Genomic DNA, 23,999 nt, shown 5'->3' on the forward strand with positions numbered 1-23,999 from the left:
GTTAACGATAGCGACGATTAATTAAGCCGTGAATAAAGTGCGCTCTTTCTTGTTTTTAGGGGCATCAGAAAGTACCATAGTTAAAATTTTGCAAGGCGATAAGCATTCAAACACGTTACGCTAGCCCAATCTATTCGGGTTTTTTGCATAAAAACAAGAAATGTAAAGTTAAAAGTGATTTTACAGTGAACCAAATCGGTATTACCCACTCATATATTTGTTAAAAGAATTAAGGGTTTGCTAAGGAGAAATATCTGTGCAGTATTGGATCTCAAAGGCGCTTGCTGTAAGCGTAATGGTAAGTTTAACTGGGTGCGGTGTATTTACCGACGAAGCGCACCACAAACGCAATTATCGTGCTAATCAACCAGTCAAAGCACCTGAAGGTTTAGCGCAACCGGCTCAAGATCCGACATATAAAATGGACGTTGCGCAATACGACAATAACCCTGAAGCGAAAAACTACCGTCCGCCAGCACAGGTTATTACCATTGCTCAAGGTAGTTGGGTAGAAGAGGGTGACAAAGATGCGCGTGTTTATTTTGATAAAAACGACGGTATTGTTGATTTAGACGAGTTTATTTGGGACTCGATCCACGCCGTGTTGAACGAAAAAAATACTTCTGCAATAAAAGAAGATAAGCTTTTAGGAAGTGTTGAAACAGATTGGTACACGATTATAAAGCCAGAAGATGGTTGGTTTTGGGAAAGCGAAACCGAAGTATCACAACAACGTTTCTTATTTACTATTGAAGAAAAATCGCACCAACGTACTGCGTCATTAAATGCTAAGTTAGTAGATTATAAAAGCGATAGTCAACCACTTACACCGCTTTTACAGCAACAGTTAGAAGTGCGTGCGTTAAACCAAGTTGTCGCTGAATTTGATTATCGCTATCGTCAACTTGAAGTTGAAATGCGCAAAAAGCAAGGTGTTATCTCGTTAGAGATGGGGTTTGATGACAAAGGGAATGCAGCTTTAGTGACTGAGCAGGACTACTTTGCTGTGTTTGAGCGTTTTTCAGGTTTCTTAGAGCGCTTATCTTTCACTATTGTAGAAATTGACCAAGATCGTGGCTTGATCACGGCTGATTATAAAAAGCCAGAATCAAGCGTATGGGACTCAATTTGGGGTGAAGAGTTAGCTGAGCTGCCAATTGAAGATGGCCAATATCAAATTCTTGTTAGTCGCACTAAAGAAGGTGGCACAAGCTTAACGTGGATGGATTCTGCAGGCACAATTCTTGAGCCAGGAACAATGAATGATCTCCAGCAAGCATTAGAGAATGCACTGCGTCAGCGCGGTATTAATATTTAATAATTATAATAGTTAAAACCACCACAAAAAGAGCTTAGCCGCTCTTTTTGTGGTTTTTACAGGTTGAAAATATGTCTAACTTAAACACAGCCCATCGCAGTGACTTGCGAACCTTGTTTACCTTTTTCGTTCCCTCACTTATAGGTGTCTTCTTGTTTATGACGCCGGTACCCATAGGTGAGGCAATGACCATTCCGATTGCTGTTATGGCAAAAGCTGTGCAGGCGTGGATAGCTCCTTTCGCGCTTGGTTTAATTACGAGCATTGTTTGCATTACCGGTATTTTATCTTTAGTGATAAAGTTGTTTAAACCCCAGCCATTACTTAAGTTCTTTATAATTAAACATTTATTTGATGTTAGTTGGTTGTGGTTGAGTGTTCGTTTATTAGGCATGGTTTTTATCGTTTTGACCTACACAAAACAAGGGCCAGAAATGATTATTTCCGGTAATACCGGTGCACTGGTTTTAAACGACTTGTTGCCAGTGTTGTTTTCTGTGTTTGTTTTAGCGGGCTTACTATTACCGTTATTATTAAACTTCGGCTTGTTAGAGCTAGTCGGTACCTTATTAACTAAAGTGATGCGTCCACTTTTTGGTGTGCCAGGTCGCAGTGCGGTTAACTGTGTAGCATCTTGGTTAGGTGATGGTAGTGTGGGTATTTTGATGACCGCTCGTCAGTATGAAGATAAACACTATACACAACGCGAAGCTGCCATTATTGGTACTACTTTCTCTGCAGTATCAATCACCTTTTGTTTAGTTGTTATTGGCCAAGTAAAGCTTGAACACTTGTTTGCACCGTTTTATTTAACAGTGTGTTTGGCGGGTTTTGTTGCGGCATTAATTGTGCCTCACTTACCACCATTACGCTTCAAAAAAGACCTATATTTTGATGGCTCAGAGCCAGATAAAGACGCAGAATCAGTGCCTGAAGGTAAAACATTAGTCTCTCATTCACTTGATGTGGCGCTTGCTAAAGCACGCACTGCACCGGGTTTTGCTGGTACAGTGAAAGAAGGTCTACATAACGCCTTTGATATGGTATTCGCTGTGTTACCTGTCGTTATGGCTGTGGGCACATTTGCCTTGATTATTGCTGAATATACGCCAATTTTTGAATATATGGGCAAGCCGTTTGTGCCATTTTTAGAGCTATTACAAGTACCTGAAGCTGAGGCCGCAGCACAAACAATTATGGTTGGATTTGCTGATATGTTTATTCCGTCAATTCTTGCAGCGGGTAGTATTGAAAGTGATGTTACACGGTTTATTATCGCAGCAATGAGTGTGACGCAATTGATTTATATGTCGGAAGTGGGAGCACTGCTTTTAGGTAGTAAAATTCCGGTTAATATTATCGAATTGTTCTTCATCTTTATTTTAAGAACTTTAGTGACATTACCGGTGATTGTCTTAATGGCACATTGGTTAGTTTAATCTTAGCTAAAGCATTAAATAGAAAAGCCCTGATTATTCATCAGGGCTTTTTTTATCTTCATTATCATCGCTTTTAGGTACTTTGAAGTCCATTTTTGCTGCATGTTTTAGCAACATAAGGTTACCAATTACTACACCAAACACAGCAACAACAATGGCTATAATTTGCCAAGTTTCCATCTTGAAATCCTGCCGATATACACAGCGATATAGTAGCACTTAAAATCGTCTTGCATAAGACAGTGAAATAAAATCAAGGCCAGGGTTAGGGCTCTTGAAACCCGCATTTGAGTAATGTAAATATCTAAGTGCTAAGGTTGAGTTGTCACCTAAATCTGCAACTAGACCCAATCTATCTTCAAACTGATAGTGAGTACTAACGTTTTTGCCTGCAAAACGGGTGTCGTCCAACAGTGAAACGCCAATCCCAAACTCCACATAAACAGGCATGTTTTTCACATTAAACACAGGGTATTGGATCACCGGAGACATAGCTAACACGATATTAGTTTGATGTTTGTTGTCTTTGCCATACTGCCAAATATTAAAACTAGATTCGAAGTACAAACGGGCGTGTTGCAAGGGCAACTTTTCATTGGGTACATGGTACTGATAGGCCAGCTTTAGGCCTTTTACATCACCTTCACCTTGAATGTAATCAATGGCATAACCATGATTTGATGCAGAATAACTTGGTGCTGCTAAAAGAGCAGCTGCACTCAAAATAAGTGTTTTTAATGGCTTTTTAAATTTCATTTCGGTACTTCTCATTATGTCGATGAGCAAGTAAATAAGGTGGTGCTAGGGGCTTTTCAATGTGCAAAAAAACACAGAAGCTGTGCACATTCTTATATTTCTTAGCAATTAGCTGAAAACTATGGAAAAAATCGATTGGTGCTTAATTGGCATTAAAACGGTGTCGGATTGTTTCTTTTTTTATGGATTTAATATCGGTATATTAGCGAAAATTTTCGTTTAGAGGTGAATACGATGACCAAACTAGTTAACTCATTTTTGCTAATTGCAGCATTTTTTGCCGCATCTGCTTTTGCCAGTGAAGACCGCTCGCCTAAGCAATTATTAGAATCAGTCACTGCTGATTTATTTGTTGATATCGCAAATGTAAATGCGAAAGGTGATGCAAGCTCAGAAGCAATGGCGAATATTGTTGAAAAACGCTTATTACCACACATGGATATTAAGTTTGTATCGTATAAGCTTTTAGGTAAGCACATTAAAGGTCTGCGCCGTGAACAAGCCGTTGATTTTATTGCTGCGGTTGAGCATTACTTAACAGTGACTTATGCTGGCGCGCTAATGAAATACACAGGCCAAAAAGTAATTTTTGATCAATCACAACTAATCGACGATGGTTATGCAACTGTTAAGACACAAATTGTTGATGACAATGCGCCAGCCATTGATTTGCACTTTAAATTACGCCAAGGCAAAGACAAGCAGTGGAAAGTATACGATATTGTTGCTGAAGGTATCTCACTGTTAAGCGCAAAGCAAAAAGAAGTGCTGCAGCGCATTAGCCAAGTTGGCATTGATGAAGTGACACATGAATTAGCAAGTAAGTAAGTCAGCTAAAAAGCGCGATTACCTTCACCTCATCGGGCTTTTTAGTTACTTTCAGTCTCCAACCAAGCAGTGAGTACCGTCCATGTGCCGCTGCTTTTCTATTTTCTTTAAAAATCACCTACTTTGCGCTAGCACCTGTAACCCTCTGTGGTAGAATCATACTACTTTTCTTGTTTACCAGAGTATCTGTCAGATACTGTGTTATTGATGACAATATTAAGCAAACTGTCAGTTAAATTTTGCTATAACTAATTGCTTAATAAGACATCGAATAATGTGCAGCGGAGTTGTGTTTTTTTAATGGAAAATGTACTGATTTGGCCAAAGGAATACCCGTTACTGATCAAAGGATTAGCTGAGCAAAACGGGGCTTATATTTTAGACGCTTTAGAAGCTTGGCCGGCATGTCGTTCTACTAATGAAGATGACGGTGTGTGTACGACGGTTCTTCCGCCTATTTATTACCTTACTTGGTTGACTCCTCTTGAACCGTTTGAAGAGTGTTATTTCCAACACATCTCTGAATTTGATGAAGCTGCGCTGCATTACATTAATGCTATGAAAGCGCACTTTTTAGAAAACGACTACACCCCTGAGAGTCTTGTTTTAATGTTATGCCAGCGCTTAGAGAAATACGCTAGCGCATTTGCTCAATCGGCTGTTAAAACACCTATAACTTTGATTCACCAGTTATTTAATCGGCGCTATTTCACTGTGATAGAACATGTGCTTAATCACGGTGCAAAAATGTCTGCGGACGATGTATTAGAACTGTGGACCGAAGTTGACTTTAGAGAGCGCTTTAGTGGTTTTATCCCTGATTCAGTGGCTGATCTTGAATCATTAACGGCGCTTGCAGCTGAAAAAGTTGCTCACGGTGAAGATTACTTCACCTTACTAAAACTTGTATCACCTGATGTTGATTCCGCATCGTTACTTGAACAAGCTTTACTTGCTCATTTAAGCCACGAAAATGCAAAACAAACCATGGCAAAGCGTTTTATTGAGCAAGGCGCAACAGGTGCATTAGCTGACGAAAACGGTAAAACAGCCTTTATGTGGGCAACCGAAAAAGGCTATGTGAATGTGGTTGAGACAATACTTGAACATCAAGATAAGAAGGCCCAAGACAACAAAGGGAATACAGCATTACATTACGCCGTATTAGCCGAGAATGGACCTTTACTGGTGTTGCTTTTAAAAGCGGGCTATGACTTTAGAGTTCGTAACAACGATGGTCTAAGTTGCTACCGATTAGCTGTAAGCATTAAAGCAGATAACTTAGTTAAATGCCTTGAGCATGACTTTGGTATTAAAGAGCTTTCGCCAGAAGGGCAGTTTGATCGCGTTAAAAAAGTGCACTTACTCCACGCGATTGTAACTGTGTTACTACCTGTGCAGTTGTTCTTCTTTTTTGACAATAGCATTGCTATTAAAAGTGAGTTAACGCTGGGCTTTACATTAGTTTCTATCTTATGCTTTTTCTTTGCTACAAGTTTAAAACGCTGTGCGCTGTACCCGCATATTCGTCATCCATGGGGGCTGTTTATTTTAAGACTGTTTTCACTATTTAGCTTAATTGGCCAAGTGGGTCTGGCAAGTATTGTCGCGCTAGCCACCTTAGCAGAGTTGGTGTGAACGCATAAAAACTAAATAAAGTGACATAAAAAAACGGCAACCTTGGTTGCCGTTTTTTGTTTTACTTAAGCTAAACGAAAGTGCTTATTTATCGTGCTCATGTGCCGCTTTTTCTTCGGCCAGCTCTTCTTTTAATTTACGTATCTTAAGGCCAAGCTCTTGTCCGCGATGGCGAGCATAATAAGTGCAACCAATAAACATCAGACTGGCAAAGATTAACTCAAGTAATACCCAAATCAGCTGTTCTTGTGCGACCCATAGTAATGTAAAACCATGGATAAAATAGAACATCACGATAAAGTTTGCCCACGCGTAGGTATAAGGCTTATCTTGAATAATCCCTTTTAGTGGTAATAGAAGAGGGAGTATATAAACAACAAAGATAAAGCCGTTACTGTGGCCTTCTCTTGGGGCAATTAAAAACAACCAAACTGGCATTAAAATTAATAAGCCGATATAACCAATCAGTGCAAAACGTTGGAATCGTTTAGTAATTGGCTTTTTGGCAACAGGCTGATTTAGCTTTGGTTCCAAGCTCATTGTAATTTACTCGTAATCAGTGCCAAGCGTTTTCCAACACTTTGGCAAATTTTAATTTCGTCTTTACTTAACACATTGCTGTTATTGCTACCGGCCACATGAGTCGCACCGTATGGCGTACCACCAGTTTCTGTTGCTAATAATTCAGGTACCTCATAAGGCACACCGAGTAACATCATACCGTGATGTAACAACGGCAGTGATAGATTCAACAAGGTAGCTTCGTTACCACCGTGCATACTGCTCGATGACGAAAATACACAAGCAGGTTTATCTATTAGCTGACCTTTAAGCCATAGATCACTGGTGGTTTCCCAAAAGCTTTTTGCTTGTGAGGCCATCATGCCAAATCGAGTAGGGGTGCCAAAGGCCAAGCCATCACAATTAATTAGATCATCTTTGCTGATCACAATATCGTGTGGCTGACGCTTTACAAACGTGCGCAATAAAGCAGTTGCTCCTTGTTGCTCAATCGACTCGGCTATCTCATGTGCCATTGCTTCTACAGAGCCATGGCTTGAGTGGTAAAGCACAACAATGTTTATAGTCATTAAAGTACGCTTAATACGTTTTCTGGTGGACGACCTAGAGCAGCTTTGCCATTATTTTCAACAATTGGGCGCTCGATTAGCTTTGGATTGGCAGCCATTGCAGCAATTAATTTGTCTTCGTTTTGCTCGTTTTTAAGCTCAAGCTCTTTGTAGATGTCTTCTTTAGTACGCATTAATTCACGCGCTGAAGTAAAGCCCAATTGGCTAATTAAGGTCGCAATTTGCTGCTCATTAAGTGGTGTTTTTAGGTATTCAACAACACTTGGTTGTACGTTATTGTTTTCTAGTAGGGCAAGTGTTTCACGCGATTTTGAACAACGTGGATTATGATAAATAGTCACAGACATGGTGTGTTCTCACATTTAATAATTTGGCTTATTTTAGGGCAAGCGCCGCGAGACTTAAAGTCTCGCAAGCTCTTTTTGTAATTGACGGTATTGCGTGAGTAGGGCTTTTAAACGTTGTTGTTTAACTAATTCTTCAGGCTCAACAAAGTTTAGTGCTTTTTGAATTTCATCAGCTGCCTTTAAATAAGCGCCATATTGGGCCAGTACATTGGCATGCGCTTCATGATAAGAAGCCATATTCTCTTGCTTTTTGTAGACATCAGCAATCAGCTCTTTGGCAAGGTTGTTCTCAGGTTTTGCTAACAAGTAAGATTTTAAAATACGTTCAGCAAGGTCAAATTGTTTTGCTTCCATCGCAGCATTTGCATAGTTTAAGGCAATTACCTGATTGTTAGGTCTATCGATATCTAATTTAGCTAAAAATTCCACCGCTTCATTCGCTTTACCTTGCGCAATGAGTAAGTCGGTGTGTGTGTCTATATAAAATAAGTTCTTTGGATCTTGCTCTAGTAATGGGTTCAAAATGCTGGCTGCTTCATCAAGCTTTTTTTGATCCAACAAGCTAATACCCAAACCATATTTAAGTGCAGTGTCGTTATGAACGGTATTTTCACGCATTAATTTACGAAACAAATCTTCAGCTGCTTTGGCTTTTTGATGATAACGAGCAATAACACGGCTCTTAGCTAAGTTAAACTCTAGGCTATCGGAGTAGTGCCTTTTTGGATACTGCTCGGCACGTAAGCGCACATCAGAGACACGGCTTTCTGGCAATGGGTGAGTCAGCAAAAATGCGGGCGGCTTATATTTGTAGCGAATTTGTGCAGCAAGTTTAGTTAAAAACTCGCTCGATTGGCGAGGATCAAACCCAGCATTATTTAAGGTCTGCATACCAATACGGTCTGCCTCTTGTTCAGCAGCACGACTATGAGTTAATTGACTAAACGCCGCTTGTGTCTGGTTTGCTGAGATAATTGCAATACCAGCATCAGGTGCAACAACGGTAGCTAAAATACCAGCAATCATACCAGCGATGGTTAACGCGCTGTTATCTTGCTGTTGTTGAATACGACGCGCTAAATGGCGCTGTGTTACGTGGGCAATTTCGTGCCCAAGTACTGAGGCAAATTGACTTTCGTTATCGGCTTGTGCCATGAGCCCTGTATGCACACCTACATGACCACCATAGAACGCAAAAGCGTTGATTTCAGGGTTATTAACCCAGAAAAAAGAAAATGGAAAACGAACATCGTTGGCGTTTGCGACTAAACGGCGGCCCAAAGTGGTCAGATACTCATCAAGAACAGGGTCATTGACAACGGGTGATGAGCCACGAATTTGCATCATCATCACTTCACCGATTGCTTGTTCTTTTTCAATCGGTAAGGCTTGTAATGCCGAGGTCCCTAAATCGGGCAGCTTAAAGTTAGTTTGTGCCTTCAACGGCTCACTGTGCAATATCGAAAATGTCAGTAATGCACTACACAGTGTAATAAAGGCTAATTTTAGTCGCATCTTATTCCTTGTTGATTTGCTCACCTAACATGACTTTTGCTAAATCTATTTCGTCGCTGCATGCTCGGCTGTCTTTTTCGCACAATTGATAGAAATCTTTTATTGTGACTCCATCTAGCTTAACAACGTTCAACTCCCGTTGTAAAAAAGTTATGATTTTATGCGCTACTTTATGAGCATGCAGAATTAAGGCTTTGTCAGCTTTGTCACCTCTTTCAAAGTAAAAAGCGATGAATTTATGAAGCTGGTTAAAACGAATAAGGTTTTTCATGGTGTGCGGATCCCACACCTTAAATTCCATAAAGCGGTTGTCTTTGATGTATTGGTCTACCGTCACATCTTTTGCATAAGGGTAGGCCCATAATTCGAAACCTCGGTCCGTAAAGCTTTGATGCAAAGCAATGCGCGGTTTTTGCTCACAGACAATTTCGCCCATGTCGGTTTCATGGCCACCTAATAAATCAAGGTTCCAGTTGCGTGGGTCAATTAATTGTTTAACGGCATTATCAAAACCGTGGTCTAAAATCCCTTCAGATTCGCTAACCGATGATGCGACCATATGATAAAAAGGCGGCAGCTCGCCCCAGTTTATTTGTTTTTTATACCAGTTTATCTCTTTAAGAGTTGGATTCGCAGGTAATTGCGCTTTATTATGCGAGCCAGGCATCAGGTTTCCTTTACTACCAGTTATTGAATAAGGATAAACTATTGTTTTGCGTGTTTTAAGAAAAAAATGAGTTGTTTCTCATTATAAAGACTTATTTTAGCAAGGTGCCTACATCTTATACTTATTATTCATATTAATAACGCAGTTGATTCGCTATGTTAACGGTTGATTTAAGGGACTATAAGTGCCCTCAACAATTTATTCAGTTTAAATTAGGGTTGAATAAGGCAGTATCGGCTCAACAAGCCGTGACTTTTACATTTAATGCTGCTGAGGCAACGGACGATATGCAGCGATTTTTAGAAAAACATCATTACCATTTTAAAATTGACCTAGAATTAGGTGTGCTAACAGTGGAGCCCATTCGTGTTTGAGTATGTAAAAGCCTGGTACGAAAATAAATTTTCTGATCCCCATTCAGTAACCTTGTTGTTATTGCTTATTGCAACCTTTGCATTTTTCTACTTTTTTGGTTCGTTAATCGTTCCAGTTTTAGTTGCCTTGGTGATTGCCTATTTACTAGATTGGCCTGTTGCTCACTTAGAAAAGCTGGGTTTGAAACGGTTTACCGCAACGATTCTAGTTATGCTGGTATTCAGTGGTTTGATGATTATGATTATTGTCGGCATGGGGCCTGTGCTTTGGCAGCAAACCAGCAATCTAGTTCAAGAAACGCCTTATATGATCGAAAAAGGTAAAGCACTGCTGTTACATCTTCCTGAAGATTACCCAAGTTTGATTACTGAAGATCAGGTTAAATCAATTGTTACCAGTGTTGAGACCAAAGCTATTGAGTTTGGTCAGTTGGTGCTATCGGTGTCATTAACTTCGATAAAAGACGTTGCAGCTTGGCTGATTTATCTTATTTTAGTGCCGCTCTTAGTATTCTTTATGCTTAAAGATAAATTAGAGCTCACGCAAAGTGCTGAGCGTTTATTGCCTAAGCAACGTCGCTTGATCATTCAAGTTTGGCAAGAAATGAATCAACAAATCATGAATTATATTCGCGGTAAGGTATTTGAAATTTTAATTGTTGGTACTGCATCTTTTATCGCTTTTGCAGTGCTTGACCTTCGCTATGCGGCTTTACTCGGCGTATTAGTTGGCTTGTCTGTGCTTATTCCATTTGTAGGGGCGGCATTGGTAACCATTCCTGTCGCTGCAGTGGCGTTATTCCAGTTTGGTTTAGAAACACAATTTTGGACTATTTTAATCATCTATGGCGTGATCCAAGCACTTGATGGCAATGTGTTAGTGCCGTTATTGTTCTCTGAAGCGGTAGATTTAAACCCAGTGTTCATCATCGTTGCAGTATTGTTTTTTGGCGGTTTATGGGGCTTTTGGGGCGTGTTTTTCGCAATACCGCTGGCTTCTTTAGTAAAAGCGCTTATCAATGCCTGGTCTTCTAAGCAGGTTGAGCTAATAGAAAATTAGCTTAGTCTTAAAAAGTATAGAAAACGCACTTTACTGACTAATTGATTATTATAATTTAGCCGTGAAAAATGTAAAATAGGTTATAAGATATATCTTTTAGTAATATGGTGCGTTTTTCATGGCAAATTTTTACCTTCCTGACGATGCTAATCAGCAAATTTATTTAGATGCGAATGCAACGACTCCTGTACTTCCTGAAATTGCCGATGTGGTTTCGCACACGATGCAAGTCTGTTTTGGTAATCCATCAAGCTCTCATATTACGGGTATTCAAGCAAAACACTTATTAGAACAAACACGTAACAAAGCACGTGAAGTCATTGGCGCTACCGACGGCGATATTTTATTTACCTCGGGTGCAACAGAAGGTATTCAAACGGCGGTTGTTTCAACGCTTATTGCTGCAAAAAATCATCAAATCGAGAATCCGGTATTACTTTATGGGGCAACAGAGCATAAAGCGGTGCCAAATACCCTAAAACATTGGAACAGTGTACTTGATATCAACGCGCAGGTATTAGCTATTCCAGTAGATAAAAACGGTATTTTAGATCATGAGTTTATTCGTAAACATGCTGCGAATGCACTGATGATTTGTACTATGGCAGTAAACAACGAAACCGGTATATTCCAAGATTTAAGCGCTATTGAGCAAGTTATTCGTAGTGAAAACAATAATGTGGCTTGGATGGTTGACTGTGTACAAGCATTAGGCAAAACCAACTTAGCACTAAGCCAAACAACCATTGATTACGCCCCATTTTCTGGCCATAAATTGTATGCGCCTAAAGGCATTGGTGTACTTTATATTCGTAAAGGCAGTGCATATACGCCATTTATTGCTGGCGGCGGCCAAGAAAGCGGTATGCGATCTGGTACCGAAAATTTACCGGGCATTGCCGGTTTGAATAAGCTGTTCTCGTTATTGCTTGATAAACAAAACCAGACTTTTAAGCCAATTGAGCAGCTACATGCTTTTCGCGAGCAATTATTAGCTGCATTAACAGACACCTTTGGTAGCATTACGTTCAATCACAGTTTTGAGCATTCGGTGCCAACAACGTTGAACTTTGCGGTGAACGAATTAACCAGTAAAGAAGTGATGGACTTATTTGATGCTGCGGGTATCCGTGTAAGTGGCGGCTCGGCATGCAGCTCAGGTGCAAATCGTAGTTTTGTTTTAGACGCGATGGGAGCCAGTGATTGGCAAAGTGAAAACGCGATACGTATGTCGTTTGGCCCAGCTGTTAACCAACAAGAGATTGATTTTGCTTGCGACAAAATACGTTCTTTAAAACCGATTCTAGAAGCAAACTGCTTAGTGGTATCTGATAGTACATCGCCGCAACACGAAGTGTGTGCGATTGGCTTAACACAACTTCGCCATCAAGCAGCGTGCTGCTGGCTTTATGTCGACAGTGATAAAAGCGCTGTGGTGATTGATCCTATCATTGAGCTTATTCCACGTATGGCGAAAATTGTCGCGACACAAGGCCTAACAGTAAAAGCGATTATCGATACCCATAACCACCAAGAACGTTTATCGGCCCGTTGTTTATTATCAAAAGAGCTCGCAGAACGTTATGTTGCTAATGAGATAGACGAACTTGGCTGGCCAAAAGATTCAGCAACCATCGAATTAAGCGATGCGCGCTTAACTAAAGTAGCAACACCAGGTCACAGTGACGATAGTGTTAGCTATTTATTATCAGATACGCAAAGCGGTGACATCAGCTATTGCTTCTGTGGTGATTTAATCTTACCAGGCGGCTTAGGTAACACTGCAATTAGCGGTGGTGATGCTGTGAAAATGGCTCAGTCTTTAAAGCAGCTTGCTATGGTAATACAAGATTCAACGGTGATTTGTTCTGGTCATGATTATCAGCAGTGTTTTGCTATGGATTGGCATGCGCAAAAAGCAACGACGCCGTTACTTGCGCAACTATTAAGTGAGCTAGTATCAGATGATGAGTTTGTTGAATTAAAGCAACAAGCTGATGAGCAAAAGCATACTGTAAGTCATTCTCTATGTGGCTATGTTGAAACACTTGAAAGTGCGCCGATGAAACAGCTAGTCGCAACCGATGCGAAATCAATGTTAGATGATAAGGCAACTTACCTAATTGATACACGTGAACCGTATGAGCATGGAGCGAATAATTTAGCAGAGTTATTCACTGTTGCTGAGAGCAAAGTGATTAACATTCCACTCAGTCGTATGGCAAACGCTATCGTGCAAGGACAGCTTGAGAAAGACCATAGTTATATTTTGGTTTGCCGAAGTGGTAATCGTTCTAAGCAAGCGGCAAACAACTTGTCGCAGTTAGGGTTTGAAAACGTTTATAACTTAAATGGCGGTTTAGCATTGCTTTAATGTTTAGTAATTAGATATAAATCAGTCATTAAAAAAGCCGCTATAGAGCGGCTTTTTCGTAACTTGTATAAATTAGGCCGTTGTAGGGCCTGAGCTTTCCCGTACTACTAATGAAGGGGTAAAGGTCGTGATGATGTCTTTATCTTGATTACGTGCACCACGGGTTTTTCTAAACAGTAAACGGGCTGCATGCTGCGAAATTACATCATTCGCCTGATGTGCTGTGGTTAGTTTAGGCCAAGTCTGACGCGAGAACGGTGAATCTTCGAAGCCCGTAATTGATAGCTGCTGTGGAATTTCGATACCCATTAAGCGTGAGGCGAATAACGCGCCCGCTGCCATTTCATCGTTACCGCCAAGTAGGGCTGTGATGTTTTTCGGGTTATTCTCACCTAACAATGCTTTTGCGCCTTCTACACCTGATTCAAAAGAATACTGGCCTTCGTAGATGAGCGCGTCATGCAATGGAATGCTGTGATCTTTTAACGCGGCCTGATAACCCTCTAAACGTTCAGTTGTTGATTTATGCTCTTTGTCACCGCATAAAAAACCAATATTTTTATGGCCAAGCGACAGTAGGTGAGCGGTGATTTCGTACGCTGCTGCGTAATCGTTCACATAGATACAAGTGTCTTGGTCTTCTTCAGTAGGGCGGCCAGAGAGTACGCGTACATAATGAATGCCCATTTCATCTAGCATATCGATAATGCTATTTTGCTCTGACAGCGGTGGCGTTAATACAAGGCCAGCTAAGCGAGAGCGCTTGATCATGGTTTTAAAGTCTTCTTCCATGTTGCCATCCAGATAGTTACATGGATGAATAACCAGCTCATAGCCTTCTTCTTTACAACGCGATAACACACCGTTTTGCATGTCGATGACATAATAAGCATTCGGGTTGTCATAAACTAAACCAACAGTAAAAGACGATGTGCCTGCTAGGTTACGAGCAGCAAGGTTTGGTTGATAGTTTAACGTGTTAACAGCGTCCATCACTATATCGTACGTTTTTTTTCTGACCGATGGCTCTTTATTAATCACTCGTGAAACGGTTTTCATTGAAACACCTGCGAGCTTGGCTACATCATTAATGGTTACTTTCATACTGTTGCTTTATAGTTGGTTATATTTGTATTATAATATTATCGGTCAGGTGTTCACCAGACGCTTTTTCTTATATGTACATCTATATTTAATATAAGTTAGTTAGTGTATCTAATGTTCTACCAAATTAGCAGTAAAATAATTGAGATAATTTTTATGATACCGGTGTCAAAAGAGAAAAATTGCGCTATTATCTCGACTATAGAATGTAAAAGTAGAACATTGACAGCGTTGTCATTTTAACTTAGTGTTGATTTCACACCGTGTTTTTAATTGCTGTCTTTATTCAATATAATAAAAAGATAGTTAAGAATCAGTTTGTTGCAAGTTTTGAAGGGGATTAAATATATGAGCAGCCGTTCGCAATTAGCTAGTTGGCAAGCACTATCTGAAAGTGCCAAGAAGATGAAACAAATTCATCTTAAAGATTTATTTGCCAAAAATAGCACGCGTTTCGAGCAATTCTCTGCTCAGATCCCGGGTGTATTATTCGATTACTCGAAACAACAAATTGATAAAACTGTTTTTGAACAATTAATTGCTTTAGCGAAAGAGTGTGATATTAGCGCATGGCGCGAAAAAATGTTCAGTGGTGAGAAAATTAACATTACTGAAGACCGTGCTGTACTTCATACTGCTTTACGTAACCGCGCTAACACAGCTGTAATGGTTGATGGTGAAAACGTAACAGATGCTGTTAACGCTGAGCTTGCTAAAATGAAAGCCTTTGTTGGTAAGGTACGCAGTGGTGAGTGGTTAGGCTACACAGGAAAAGCAGTAAAAGATGTGGTTGCAATTGGTGTCGGTGGTTCAAATCTAGGCCCACAAATGGCAACAGAAGCGCTTGCTGCTTATGCTGATGGCACATTAAATGTTCACTATGTATCAAATGTTGATGGTGTTCAGATTGCATCTGTTTTACAAGGTTTAGACGTTGAGACAACGTTATTTGTTATCTCGTCAAAAACGTTTACCACCTCAGAAACCATGACTAACGCTAAATCGGCTGTTGAGTGGTTTTTACAAACGGCACAAGCGCAAGAGCACATAGCTAAGCACTTTGTAGCTGTAAGCACCAATTTAGAAAAAACAGCGGCCTTTGGTATCGCTGATGAAAACGTATTCACAATGTGGGATTGGGTAGGCGGTCGCTTTTCTTTATGGAGTGCGATAGGATTACCAATCGCCCTGTACCTAGGCTTCGACGCGTTCGAAGAGATCCTAGAAGGTGCGTTTGAAATTGATGAGCATTTTAAAAATGCTGAATTTGAAAATAACGTACCATTATTAATGGCGCTTTTAAGTGTTTGGAACACAAGCTTTTTAGGTTATACAGCGCAAGCTATTTTACCGTATGATCAAGCACTACACATGTTACCCGCGTATTTACAGCAAGGTGAGATGGAAAGTAACGGTAAGCATGTTACTTTTGCAGGTGAAACGGTTCCTTACACGACGGTTCCAATTATTTGGGGTATGACAGGTATCAATGGTCAACATGCTTTTTACCAATGTCTACACCAAGGTAATGTAATTGTACCTGCTGACTTTATTGCTTCAATTGAGCCGCAAGTCAATGTAGGCAAGCATCATGATATTTTATTATCAAACTTCTTTGCACAAACCGAAGCGATGATGGCCGGTGTTGATGCAGAGCAAGTAACTGCAGATTTAACCGCGAAAGGTAAATCTGAAGCAGAAATCTCAGAATTATTGAATCACAAGATTCACCAAGGCAATCGCCCAACAACGTCAATGTTATTAGATAAAGTTGATGCGAAAACGGTAGGACGATTAATTGCGCTTTATGAGCACAAGATCTTCTGCCAAGGCATTATTTTAGAAATCTGTTCATTTGACCAATGGGGTGTAGAGCTAGGTAAGGGACTTGCCTCTAAAATTGAAGCTGAATTATTTGATGATGCAGTCAGTCATCCACATGATAGTTCAACCAATGGACTGATCGCTTACTATAAGACACATCGTAAGCAGTAAAAGATTCGCAGTATTAGCTGCAAACCGAATACCTTTGAACGGGTAGCGCTGGAGTTCTTAGGGCCTGTATTTTTGTGAGAGGATTTACAGAGCCCCTAAGACTCATTTACTTCAGCCAACATAAAAAGAATGAGTAAGCTACTTACAAACAAATTCAACAGGCTTTGTTAAAGGATATTGTCTAACAGGCCACATCAACCAGATAACAACACGCACTGCCATATTGCATGAATTGGATGAACATGGCATTGCCAATGTAGAGAGTGATATATGTTAAATCCATTTGATATCGTAATTTTTGGGGGCGGCGGTGATCTTGCGTTACGTAAGTTACTTCCTGCAATGTATCGCGCTTATCAAGAGGGCAACCTTCCTCAAGGTTCTCGTATCCTTCCTACGGTACGTGAAGAAAGCAAACGTAAAGAATACATCGAAACAGCACATAAAGCGTTACAAGACTTTTTAGGTAAAGGTGAGTACAACGCAAAAGATTGGAAAGCGTTTTCAGCTTACCTTGTGCCAGTTGTATCAAATGTGACTGAAGCAGATGATGACTGGGACAAATTAAGAGATATTCTTGATGAACACGACGCTGACAAGTCTCGTGTTTTTTACCTTTCTTTACCACCTGCAGTGTATGGTAGCTGCTGTGAAATCTTATCAAAGAAAGGTCTAATCACAGAAACATCTCGTGTTGTTGTTGAAAAACCGATTGGTTACTGTGGTGAATCTGCTGAAGCAATCAATGCAAAAATTGCTGAATACTTCAAAGAAGAGCAAGTATTCCGTATTGACCATTACTTAGGTAAAGAAACAGTACAAAACTTAATGGCACTACGTTTTTCAAACTCATTGTTTGAAAACCTGTGGGATGCAAAATCAATCGATAACATCCAAATTAGCTTATCGGAAACAGTGGGTCTAGAAAGCCGTGCTGGTTTCTACGATAAAGCGGGTGCATTACGCGATATGGTACAAAACCACTTGCTACAATTACTTTGTTTAGTGGCAATGGAATCACCAAATAAACTAAACGCAAACAGCATCCGTACTGAAAAACTAAAAGTACTTGAGTCGTTACGTCCGTTAGTGGCTGAAGATGTTGATGCAAACATTGTACGTGGTCAGTACGTACCAGGTAACTTAGACGGTAAAATCGTCCCTGGTTACTTAGAAGAATTAAACGAAGGTGCGAGTAAAACAGAAACTTTTGTTGCTATTCGTGCGCACATCGATAACTGGCGCTGGGCTGGCGTGCCTTTCTATCTTCGTACTGGTAAACGTATGAAAAAGCGTTGTGCTGAAATCGTTGTTGAATACAAAAAAGTATCTCACAACGTTTATACCGACAACGTGGGTAACATTGAGCCAAATCGTCTTGTTATTCGTCTGCAACCAGAAGAAACAATTCAATTAACACTGATGTCTAAGCGCCTTGATAACCTTGAGATGCAATTAGAACCAGTAACCATGAACATTGAGTTATCGCAAGCGTACAGTAATGGTTTTCATTCAGATGCCTATAAGCGCTTAATGTTAGATGCCGCAGCAAACAACCCGTCGCTGTTTATTCACCGTGATGAAGTGCGTCAAGCATGGAAATGGATTGACCCAATCATCGAGCGTTGGCAAGAAAAAGGTGCACCATCGTTATACCGCGCTGGTACGTGGGGCCCTGAAGATGCAGATGAGCTTTTAGAAGAAAACAACCACGTTTGGTTTAACACAGGCGATAAGGCGTAATTAAGATGGCAACAATTGTTGAAAAATTCTTTGCAAACAAAGACGAATTAACAGCTGAACTTTCTTCAAGCCTTGAACAAAGCCTTGTTGCTGGTATTAAAGAAGATGGCCGTGCGGTATTGATGGTGTCGGGTGGCTCATCGCCAGCACCTGCTTATAAGCACTTATCAAACCTTGAACTTGATTGGGCAAGCATTGATGTTGCTATGGTTGATGAGCGTTGGGTTGATGCTGATCATGAAAAAAGTAATGAAGCATTTATCAAAAGCACGCTATTACAAAACCATGGCGCAGCTGCTAATTTCGTGACAATGAAAAATGACGCATTAACGGCGCAAAACGGTGTAGCTGAATGTGAAGCTGCATACAAAGCATTAAAGCGTCCTTTTGATGTGACGATTTTAGGCATGGGCCCTGATGGTCATACGGCTTCTCTTTTCCCTCATGCCGAAGGTCTTGAACACGGTCTAGCAACAGATGATTTAGTATGTGCAATTAATGCCATTGAAAGCGATGTAACAGGTAAAATCACTGAGCGTATGACGTTAACTTTATCTGCGATTGCAGATTCTAAAGTTGTGAAGCTTTTAATTAGTGGTGAAGAAAAACTCGCTGTTTACAAGCAAGCGAAAGAGGGCGGTGCAGTTGCTGACATGCCTTTACGTGCTGTATTGAATCACCCACATATCAATATTGAAGTTTATTGGGCACCTTAATCGCTCAATAAAACTCTATGCCAAAAGCGAGCTATTATGCTCGCTTTTTTGTTTTTAAATACTCACCTTGAATACCAATCCGCAATAATACTTCATCATTTTGAGGGATTAAACCTGTCGCTAACGGCGTTAAAAATTTCTGATTTAGAACAACTAAATAACGAAATTTTGCCTTGTTATCAACGAGGTTTTATTGCCTAAAAATAGGTCACTTAATTAAGCGAATTGGTATAACAAACAATATTGAATAAATACACTTTCTTTAAATAGCCGATAAAGTGTTAGACAAGTACAAAGGGGCTCTATATAATCAAAAATGACAACGCTGTCATTGTTATTGATTGTTATTCTCAACATTGCCTTTAACTCATTCTGCCCAGAAAAAGTTAAAAATAATTTGTACATGACAGCGCGCTTTTAGAAACACGTTAGTTTTTTAAGCTAATTTATTGTTAGATAACAGGTTTTATATAACTTTTAGTTATGGTTAATAAATGCCCAGTGGAAACTAAAGCTTACAAAAATACATGTAATTTTTAGCTAATTTCAAAAACTCATCCTTTTGGTCTTTTCATCTGCAATATCACTCATGCTATATTTGCGCCGTTTATTTGTAACAATTCTTAAAAACTCAATATTAAATATTAGTTATATCAATAACTTGATTATTTCGTTGTAAATTTTTTGCACAAATTAACCAAAAAGATGTAGCACAAATGTAATTTAGAGTGTATGGTTTGTTACTAGATGACAGCGTTGTCATCATCACTGGGCAGAAGTGATATAAAAAACCAACAAAATGATTCAAGGGGAATCCTGTGTTAGCTAAAAATTTTAAGAAAAGCTTATTAGCAGTTAATATCGGCCTCGTAATGAGTGCTGGGTTCACTGGCGCTGCATACGCAGCAGATGAAACTAAAGTTCAAGAAGATGTTGAAGTAATTGAAGTTCGCGGTATTCGCCGTTCACTTGAAGCTTCAATGAATACTAAGCGCTTTGCTGACAGCGTTGTCGATGCTGTTTCTGCAGAAGATGTCGGTAAGTTTCCTGATAGCGATGTAGGCGAAGCACTTGGCCGTATTTCAGGTATTGCTGTTAACCGCGCATTTGGTCAGGGTCAACAAGTGTCTATTCGAGGTGCATCTGCACAGTTAACGCGTACTTTACTGAATGGGCACTCAGTCGCTTCAACAGGTTGGTATGACCAACAGTCAATCGACCGCAGCTTTAACTACACATTACTTCCACCAGAAATGGTTGGTGGTATTGAGGTTTATAAATCATCTCAGGCAAACCTTGTCGAAGGTGGTATCGGTGGTACGGTAATCGTAAACACTCGTAAGCCTTTAGATCTTGACGCGAATACCCTTTTTGGAAGTGTGAAAGCTGACTACGGCACGATCTCTGAAGAAACAGATCCTGAAATCTCTGGTCTTTATAGCTGGAAAAATGATGAAGAAACCTTTGGTGCACTAGTCTCAGCAGCATTTTCTGAAACAAATTATCAGCGCAATGGTATTGAATCTTTAGTAGGTTGGGGTGACATTGTTCCTTCTACATTCCAACAACAACGTGAACGTACTGCTATCAATGCCGTTTTCCAATATCGCCCAACTGATAGTATAGAGCTAGGTCTTAATGTTATGAGCCTAGATCTTTCAGCTGATAACGCAAATACTTCTCTATTTTTAATATTCCCTGACGATAAAGATGCAGCTTGTGAACAAGTTAATGTAGATGGTACGTGTACTTTCTACCGTCGTTCAGGTGAAGGTGCAAACCCAGGCTGGGCACAAACGTGGGCTCGTGCAGGTTCAATGACTTCGGATACGGTTGATTTTGAATTCAAATACGCTGGTGATAATTTTGAGCTTAAAGGCCGAGTTGGTAACACACAATCAGAAGGTGGTACGGACCTCACTGCGAACTATGGTTTTTGGTTAGGTACTCCTGCAGACTATGCGGGCACATATGATGCGACAGGTGACGTAATTGATATTGATATTGCGAATAAGTCGTTCACTGCTGATGACTTCCAAGGACAACTATCTTCAGCTGGTTGGGCACTCAAAAAGCAACCTAACTCTGATGAAGAAACATACGCACAGTTTGATTTAACATTCCCTGTTGATTTTGGTGCAATTACTGCAATCAAAACAGGTTTCCGTTGGGCAGATCACGACGTTAAACAAGAGACTTATACTGCGAATTTAGTAGACTCAATCGCGGCATACGATGCATCTCATTATTATTCAGGCACAGTATCCTCAGGGGCGGGTTTCACTATACCTAAACCTAACCTTGATCAAATGCTCTCTGATGGTTACGCAGCGATTACTAGCTTTGATAATACATCAATCGCTTATAAGGCTGGCTATGGTACAGTAAATGAAGAAAATTTTTCACTTTACGCAATGGCTGATTTTTCTGCTGAAGGCATACGTGGTAACTTTGGCCTACGTTATACCTCTACAGATGCATCATCTGATTACTTCGCACTAGATGCGAATGGTAACTACGCAAACAGCCTAAGCACTGATAAAGCTGATTACAGCGAAGTATTACCAAGTGTTAACGTGGCATTTGATTTAACTGAAGATATGATTCTACGTTTCTCAGCAGCGCAAGTAATGTCACGTGCTAACTACACTGACATGTTTGCATCTTCATCATTAGCGGGTTATGAAGATGATGTAGATGGTAATGAAGTTATCACTACTGGTAATATCGGTCTGGAGCCATTCAAAGCAACACAAGCTGATTTTGGTATTGAATACTACTTTGATGGTGACGGCATGGTTAGTGCTACTTACTTCATCAAAGATATCTCATCATTTACTAAGGTAGATGAAGTGACTAATCAAAGTATTGGTATAACAGACCCTAACACTGGAAAGGATGACTGGACAGTAGCTTCTAAGGGGACGGGCTCAGGTGGTGAGATTAAAGGTATCGAGCTACAAATTCAAGATGGTTTTGACAATGGTTTCGGCTACCAAGCTAATTATACTTACGTCGATTCAGAAGCTCCTGCAGAAAACTTCCCTGACCGTATTGAATTATTCTCTGACTCTTCAGAGCATACGGTTAACTTAGTTGGTTACTATGAGGCTGATTTCTACAGCGTACGTTTAGCATATAACTGGCGTTCAGAGTACATGGTTCGTGAAGCACCAGGTTTCTATGGTAACCGTGAGCATCAAGACTACGGTACACTTGACCTAACGGCTAAGTATTCAGTAACAGACTATCTAGACTTAACATTTGAAGCGGTTAACATTACTGAAGAAGACAGTATTCAAATTGGTACTGCCTCAGGTGATGCAGATGTTAAACCTGAGCTTCGTAACGGCTACCCAGCATGGAGCTTTGAAGGTGAAGCACGCTACAAGCTAGGTGTATCACTACGTTTCTAATTTGATTTAGATAACGAAATTAAGAAAGCCCAGCTCGCACTGGGCTTTTTTGTGAGTAAAAAGTGGGCGAGTAAAAATGATAAAAAAAATCGCAATTGTTGGTGGTGGAACAGCAGGTTGGTTAGCCGCTAACCATTTGGGTCATGCGCTTTTGCAAAGTGGCATTGAGATCACGTTAATCGAGTCTCCTAATATTGCCAGCATAGGTGTCGGTGAAGGTACTGTTCCTTCGATGCGCAACTCTTTGCAAAAGTTTGGTATCAGTGAAAGTGACTTTATCAATGAATGTGATGTTACTTTTAAGCAGTCAATCAAGTTTGTAAATTGGCTAGATAAACACAAGCATGGTACTAACTTTTACCACCATTTATTTGATCACCCACATATATTTAGTGAGGAGTTAACGCAGCAGTGGCTTGCTGAGGGTAACGGTGATGATTACGCAGACTTTGTTTCTAAGCAGCATGCATGTTGCGAAAATAATTTAGCACCAAAAACAATTGCAACACCGCAGTATGTCGGTATCAATGGCTATGCCTATCATTTTGATGCTAAAAAGTTTGCCTCATTTCTAGGAAGTCATGCCACGCAGCATTTTGCTGTTAAACACCTGCTTGCAGAAATAAGGGATGTTAGCTTTGATGAGCAAGGTTTTATTACACATCTAATCGACTCAGAAGCTAACGCCTTAGAATTTGACTTTATTATTGATTGCTCCGGTTTTTCGGCTGCCTTTATTGGGCAAAAACTAGGGGTGGGCTTTGTTGATAAGTCAGCTAGTTTATTAACTGACACCGCAATCACCTTGCAAGTGCCGACACAAAGCGATGATGAAATACCACCTTATACTATTGCTACGGCACACCAAGCTGGTTGGATCTGGGATATTGCACTCACAGAGCGAAGAGGGGTGGGGTTTGTTTACTCATCTAAGTATATGAGCGATGAGCAAGCGCACGCTAAATTGCATCATTATTTAGGTAATAAATTTGAGCACTTAACGCCACGAAAGATCCCGATGAAAGTAGGGCACAGAGAAAAAATGTGGCACAAAAACTGTGTGGCTATCGGGTTGTCGCAAGGCTTTGTTGAGCCTCTTGAAGCAACTGCCATCTTAATTGCAGACTTTTCTGCGGGGTTATTAGCTAAACGTTTTCCGCGTACCCGAGAGGACATTAACTTAGTTGCTGATGAATACAATCAGCAGGTGAATTATGTATGGCAACAAACGTTTGATTTTATAAAAATGCATTACTGTATTTCGGATAGAACTGATTCGGCTTTTTGGCGTGATAACAAAAAAACCGACCAGTTATCAGAAAAACTAAAAAATAACCTAGCACGCTGGCAGCGCTTTTCACCGGTACGCGAAGACTTTGCCAGTAAGTTCGATTTGTTCGACTTAGAAAACTACTTATACGTACTGTTTGGTATGCATTATGTACCTGCCAAACAGCAAACTAAGCAGAGCGACAATCAACAAGTTGCTAAACTTAAACAGCAGCGCGTCAATCAGCTATTAAGCGAGCTACCTAAGCACAGAGAACTGTTAGATAAAATAAAGAAATTTGGCTTACAAAAGTACTAATTTTATTAACTGAGCTGGCTAATACGTATT

20 protein-coding genes are annotated in these 23,999 nt (G+C 40.2%); 12 read left to right on the top strand and 8 right to left on the bottom strand.

Features of this window, described 5'->3' with window-relative positions; all coding sequences use genetic code 11:
- The first annotated feature begins 256 nt into the window (after positions 1 to 256).
- Both bamC and JIG37_RS13030 read left to right on the top strand, forming a co-directional pair.
- Positions 257 to 1,318 (top strand): outer membrane protein assembly factor BamC, encoded by a 1,062-nt coding sequence (gene bamC, locus JIG37_RS13025; RefSeq protein ID WP_187490480.1) that lies wholly within the window; start codon positions 257 to 259, stop codon positions 1,316 to 1,318.
- A 71-nt stretch (positions 1,319 to 1,389) separates the two neighbouring features.
- Complete coding sequence (locus tag JIG37_RS13030; RefSeq protein WP_199529526.1) at positions 1,390 to 2,757, top strand: YjiH family protein; 1,368 nt, start codon at positions 1,390 to 1,392, stop codon at positions 2,755 to 2,757.
- Positions 2,758 to 2,790: 33 nt separating this feature from the next.
- On the opposite strand, the gene JIG37_RS13035 is transcribed toward JIG37_RS13030, so the two are convergent.
- Positions 2,791 to 2,937 (bottom strand): DUF2897 family protein, encoded by a 147-nt coding sequence (locus JIG37_RS13035; protein WP_082389286.1) that lies wholly within the window; start codon positions 2,935 to 2,937, stop codon positions 2,791 to 2,793.
- A 39-nt stretch (positions 2,938 to 2,976) separates the two neighbouring features.
- Positions 2,977 to 3,513: an acyloxyacyl hydrolase gene (locus JIG37_RS13040; protein WP_199529527.1), complete on the bottom strand. Its 537-nt coding sequence runs from the start codon at positions 3,511 to 3,513 to the stop codon at positions 2,977 to 2,979.
- Between the two features lie 234 nt (positions 3,514 to 3,747).
- On the opposite strand from JIG37_RS13040, the gene JIG37_RS13045 reads away from it, so the two are divergent.
- Entirely contained in the window at positions 3,748 to 4,341 is a 594-nt protein-coding gene (locus tag JIG37_RS13045; RefSeq protein WP_138600008.1) for an ABC transporter substrate-binding protein, read from the top strand.
- 300 nt (positions 4,342 to 4,641) lie between these two features.
- Positions 4,642 to 5,979: an ankyrin repeat domain-containing protein gene (locus tag JIG37_RS13050; protein WP_138600007.1), complete on the top strand. Its 1,338-nt coding sequence runs from the start codon at positions 4,642 to 4,644 to the stop codon at positions 5,977 to 5,979.
- Between the two features lie 84 nt (positions 5,980 to 6,063).
- Here JIG37_RS13050 and JIG37_RS13055 read toward each other — a convergent pair whose 3' ends face one another.
- Genes JIG37_RS13055 through JIG37_RS13075 form a run of 5 tightly spaced genes read right to left on the bottom strand, consistent with a single transcriptional unit; the run spans position 6,064 to position 9,599 of the window.
- Complete coding sequence (locus tag JIG37_RS13055; RefSeq protein WP_054553740.1) at positions 6,064 to 6,519, bottom strand: DUF2069 domain-containing protein; 456 nt, start codon at positions 6,517 to 6,519, stop codon at positions 6,064 to 6,066.
- Complete coding sequence (gene wrbA / locus JIG37_RS13060; protein ID WP_166341510.1) at positions 6,516 to 7,070, bottom strand: NAD(P)H:quinone oxidoreductase; 555 nt, start codon at positions 7,068 to 7,070, stop codon at positions 6,516 to 6,518. The genes JIG37_RS13055 and wrbA overlap by 4 nt, the downstream gene beginning before the upstream one ends.
- Positions 7,070 to 7,417, bottom strand: coding sequence for an arsenate reductase (glutaredoxin) (arsC, locus tag JIG37_RS13065; RefSeq protein WP_054553738.1), 348 nt, complete (start codon positions 7,415 to 7,417; stop codon positions 7,070 to 7,072). The genes wrbA and arsC overlap by 1 nt, the downstream gene beginning before the upstream one ends.
- A gap of 54 nt (positions 7,418 to 7,471) precedes the next feature.
- Positions 7,472 to 8,932, bottom strand: a complete 1,461-nt coding sequence (locus tag JIG37_RS13070; protein WP_054553737.1) for a M48 family metalloprotease — start codon at positions 8,930 to 8,932, stop codon at positions 7,472 to 7,474.
- Position 8,933: 1 nt separating this feature from the next.
- Positions 8,934 to 9,599: a hypothetical protein gene (locus tag JIG37_RS13075; protein ID WP_054553736.1), complete on the bottom strand. Its 666-nt coding sequence runs from the start codon at positions 9,597 to 9,599 to the stop codon at positions 8,934 to 8,936.
- A 155-nt stretch (positions 9,600 to 9,754) separates the two neighbouring features.
- On the opposite strand from JIG37_RS13075, the gene JIG37_RS13080 reads away from it, so the two are divergent.
- From JIG37_RS13080 to JIG37_RS13090, 3 genes are all read left to right on the top strand, one after another.
- On the top strand, positions 9,755 to 9,973 hold the full coding sequence (locus JIG37_RS13080; RefSeq protein ID WP_054553735.1) for a hypothetical protein: 219 nt from the start codon (positions 9,755 to 9,757) through the stop codon (positions 9,971 to 9,973).
- A complete protein-coding gene (locus JIG37_RS13085; RefSeq protein WP_054553734.1) occupies positions 9,966 to 11,033 on the top strand; it encodes an AI-2E family transporter in 1,068 nt (355 codons plus the stop codon). The genes JIG37_RS13080 and JIG37_RS13085 overlap by 8 nt, the downstream gene beginning before the upstream one ends.
- A 118-nt stretch (positions 11,034 to 11,151) precedes the next feature.
- On the top strand, positions 11,152 to 13,407 hold the full coding sequence (locus tag JIG37_RS13090) for an aminotransferase class V-fold PLP-dependent enzyme (protein WP_166341508.1): 2,256 nt from the start codon (positions 11,152 to 11,154) through the stop codon (positions 13,405 to 13,407).
- Positions 13,408 to 13,479: 72 nt separating this feature from the next.
- Here JIG37_RS13090 and JIG37_RS13095 read toward each other — a convergent pair whose 3' ends face one another.
- On the bottom strand, positions 13,480 to 14,511 hold the full coding sequence (locus JIG37_RS13095; RefSeq protein WP_138600002.1) for a LacI family DNA-binding transcriptional regulator: 1,032 nt from the start codon (positions 14,509 to 14,511) through the stop codon (positions 13,480 to 13,482).
- Positions 14,512 to 14,859: 348 nt separating this feature from the next.
- On the opposite strand from JIG37_RS13095, the gene pgi reads away from it, so the two are divergent.
- From pgi to JIG37_RS13120, 5 genes are all read left to right on the top strand, one after another.
- The gene (pgi, locus tag JIG37_RS13100; RefSeq protein ID WP_138600001.1) at positions 14,860 to 16,506 is read left to right on the top strand and encodes a glucose-6-phosphate isomerase; all 1,647 of its coding nucleotides are present in this window, start codon (positions 14,860 to 14,862) and stop codon (positions 16,504 to 16,506) included.
- 270 nt (positions 16,507 to 16,776) lie between these two features.
- Complete coding sequence (zwf, locus tag JIG37_RS13105; RefSeq protein WP_054553730.1) at positions 16,777 to 18,249, top strand: glucose-6-phosphate dehydrogenase; 1,473 nt, start codon at positions 16,777 to 16,779, stop codon at positions 18,247 to 18,249.
- 5 nt (positions 18,250 to 18,254) lie between these two features.
- Positions 18,255 to 18,965 (top strand): 6-phosphogluconolactonase, encoded by a 711-nt coding sequence (gene pgl, locus JIG37_RS13110; protein ID WP_138600000.1) that lies wholly within the window; start codon positions 18,255 to 18,257, stop codon positions 18,963 to 18,965.
- An 818-nt stretch (positions 18,966 to 19,783) separates the two neighbouring features.
- Positions 19,784 to 22,381, top strand: a complete 2,598-nt coding sequence (locus JIG37_RS13115) for a TonB-dependent receptor (protein WP_199529528.1) — start codon at positions 19,784 to 19,786, stop codon at positions 22,379 to 22,381.
- A gap of 76 nt (positions 22,382 to 22,457) precedes the next feature.
- A complete protein-coding gene (locus JIG37_RS13120) occupies positions 22,458 to 23,969 on the top strand; it encodes a tryptophan halogenase family protein (RefSeq protein WP_199529529.1) in 1,512 nt (503 codons plus the stop codon).
- The last annotated feature ends 30 nt before the right edge of the window (positions 23,970 to 23,999 follow it).

This window comes from Pseudoalteromonas sp. bablab_jr010, assembly GCF_016464105.1.
Taxonomy (GTDB): Bacteria; Pseudomonadota; Gammaproteobacteria; order Enterobacterales; family Alteromonadaceae; genus Pseudoalteromonas; species Pseudoalteromonas simplex.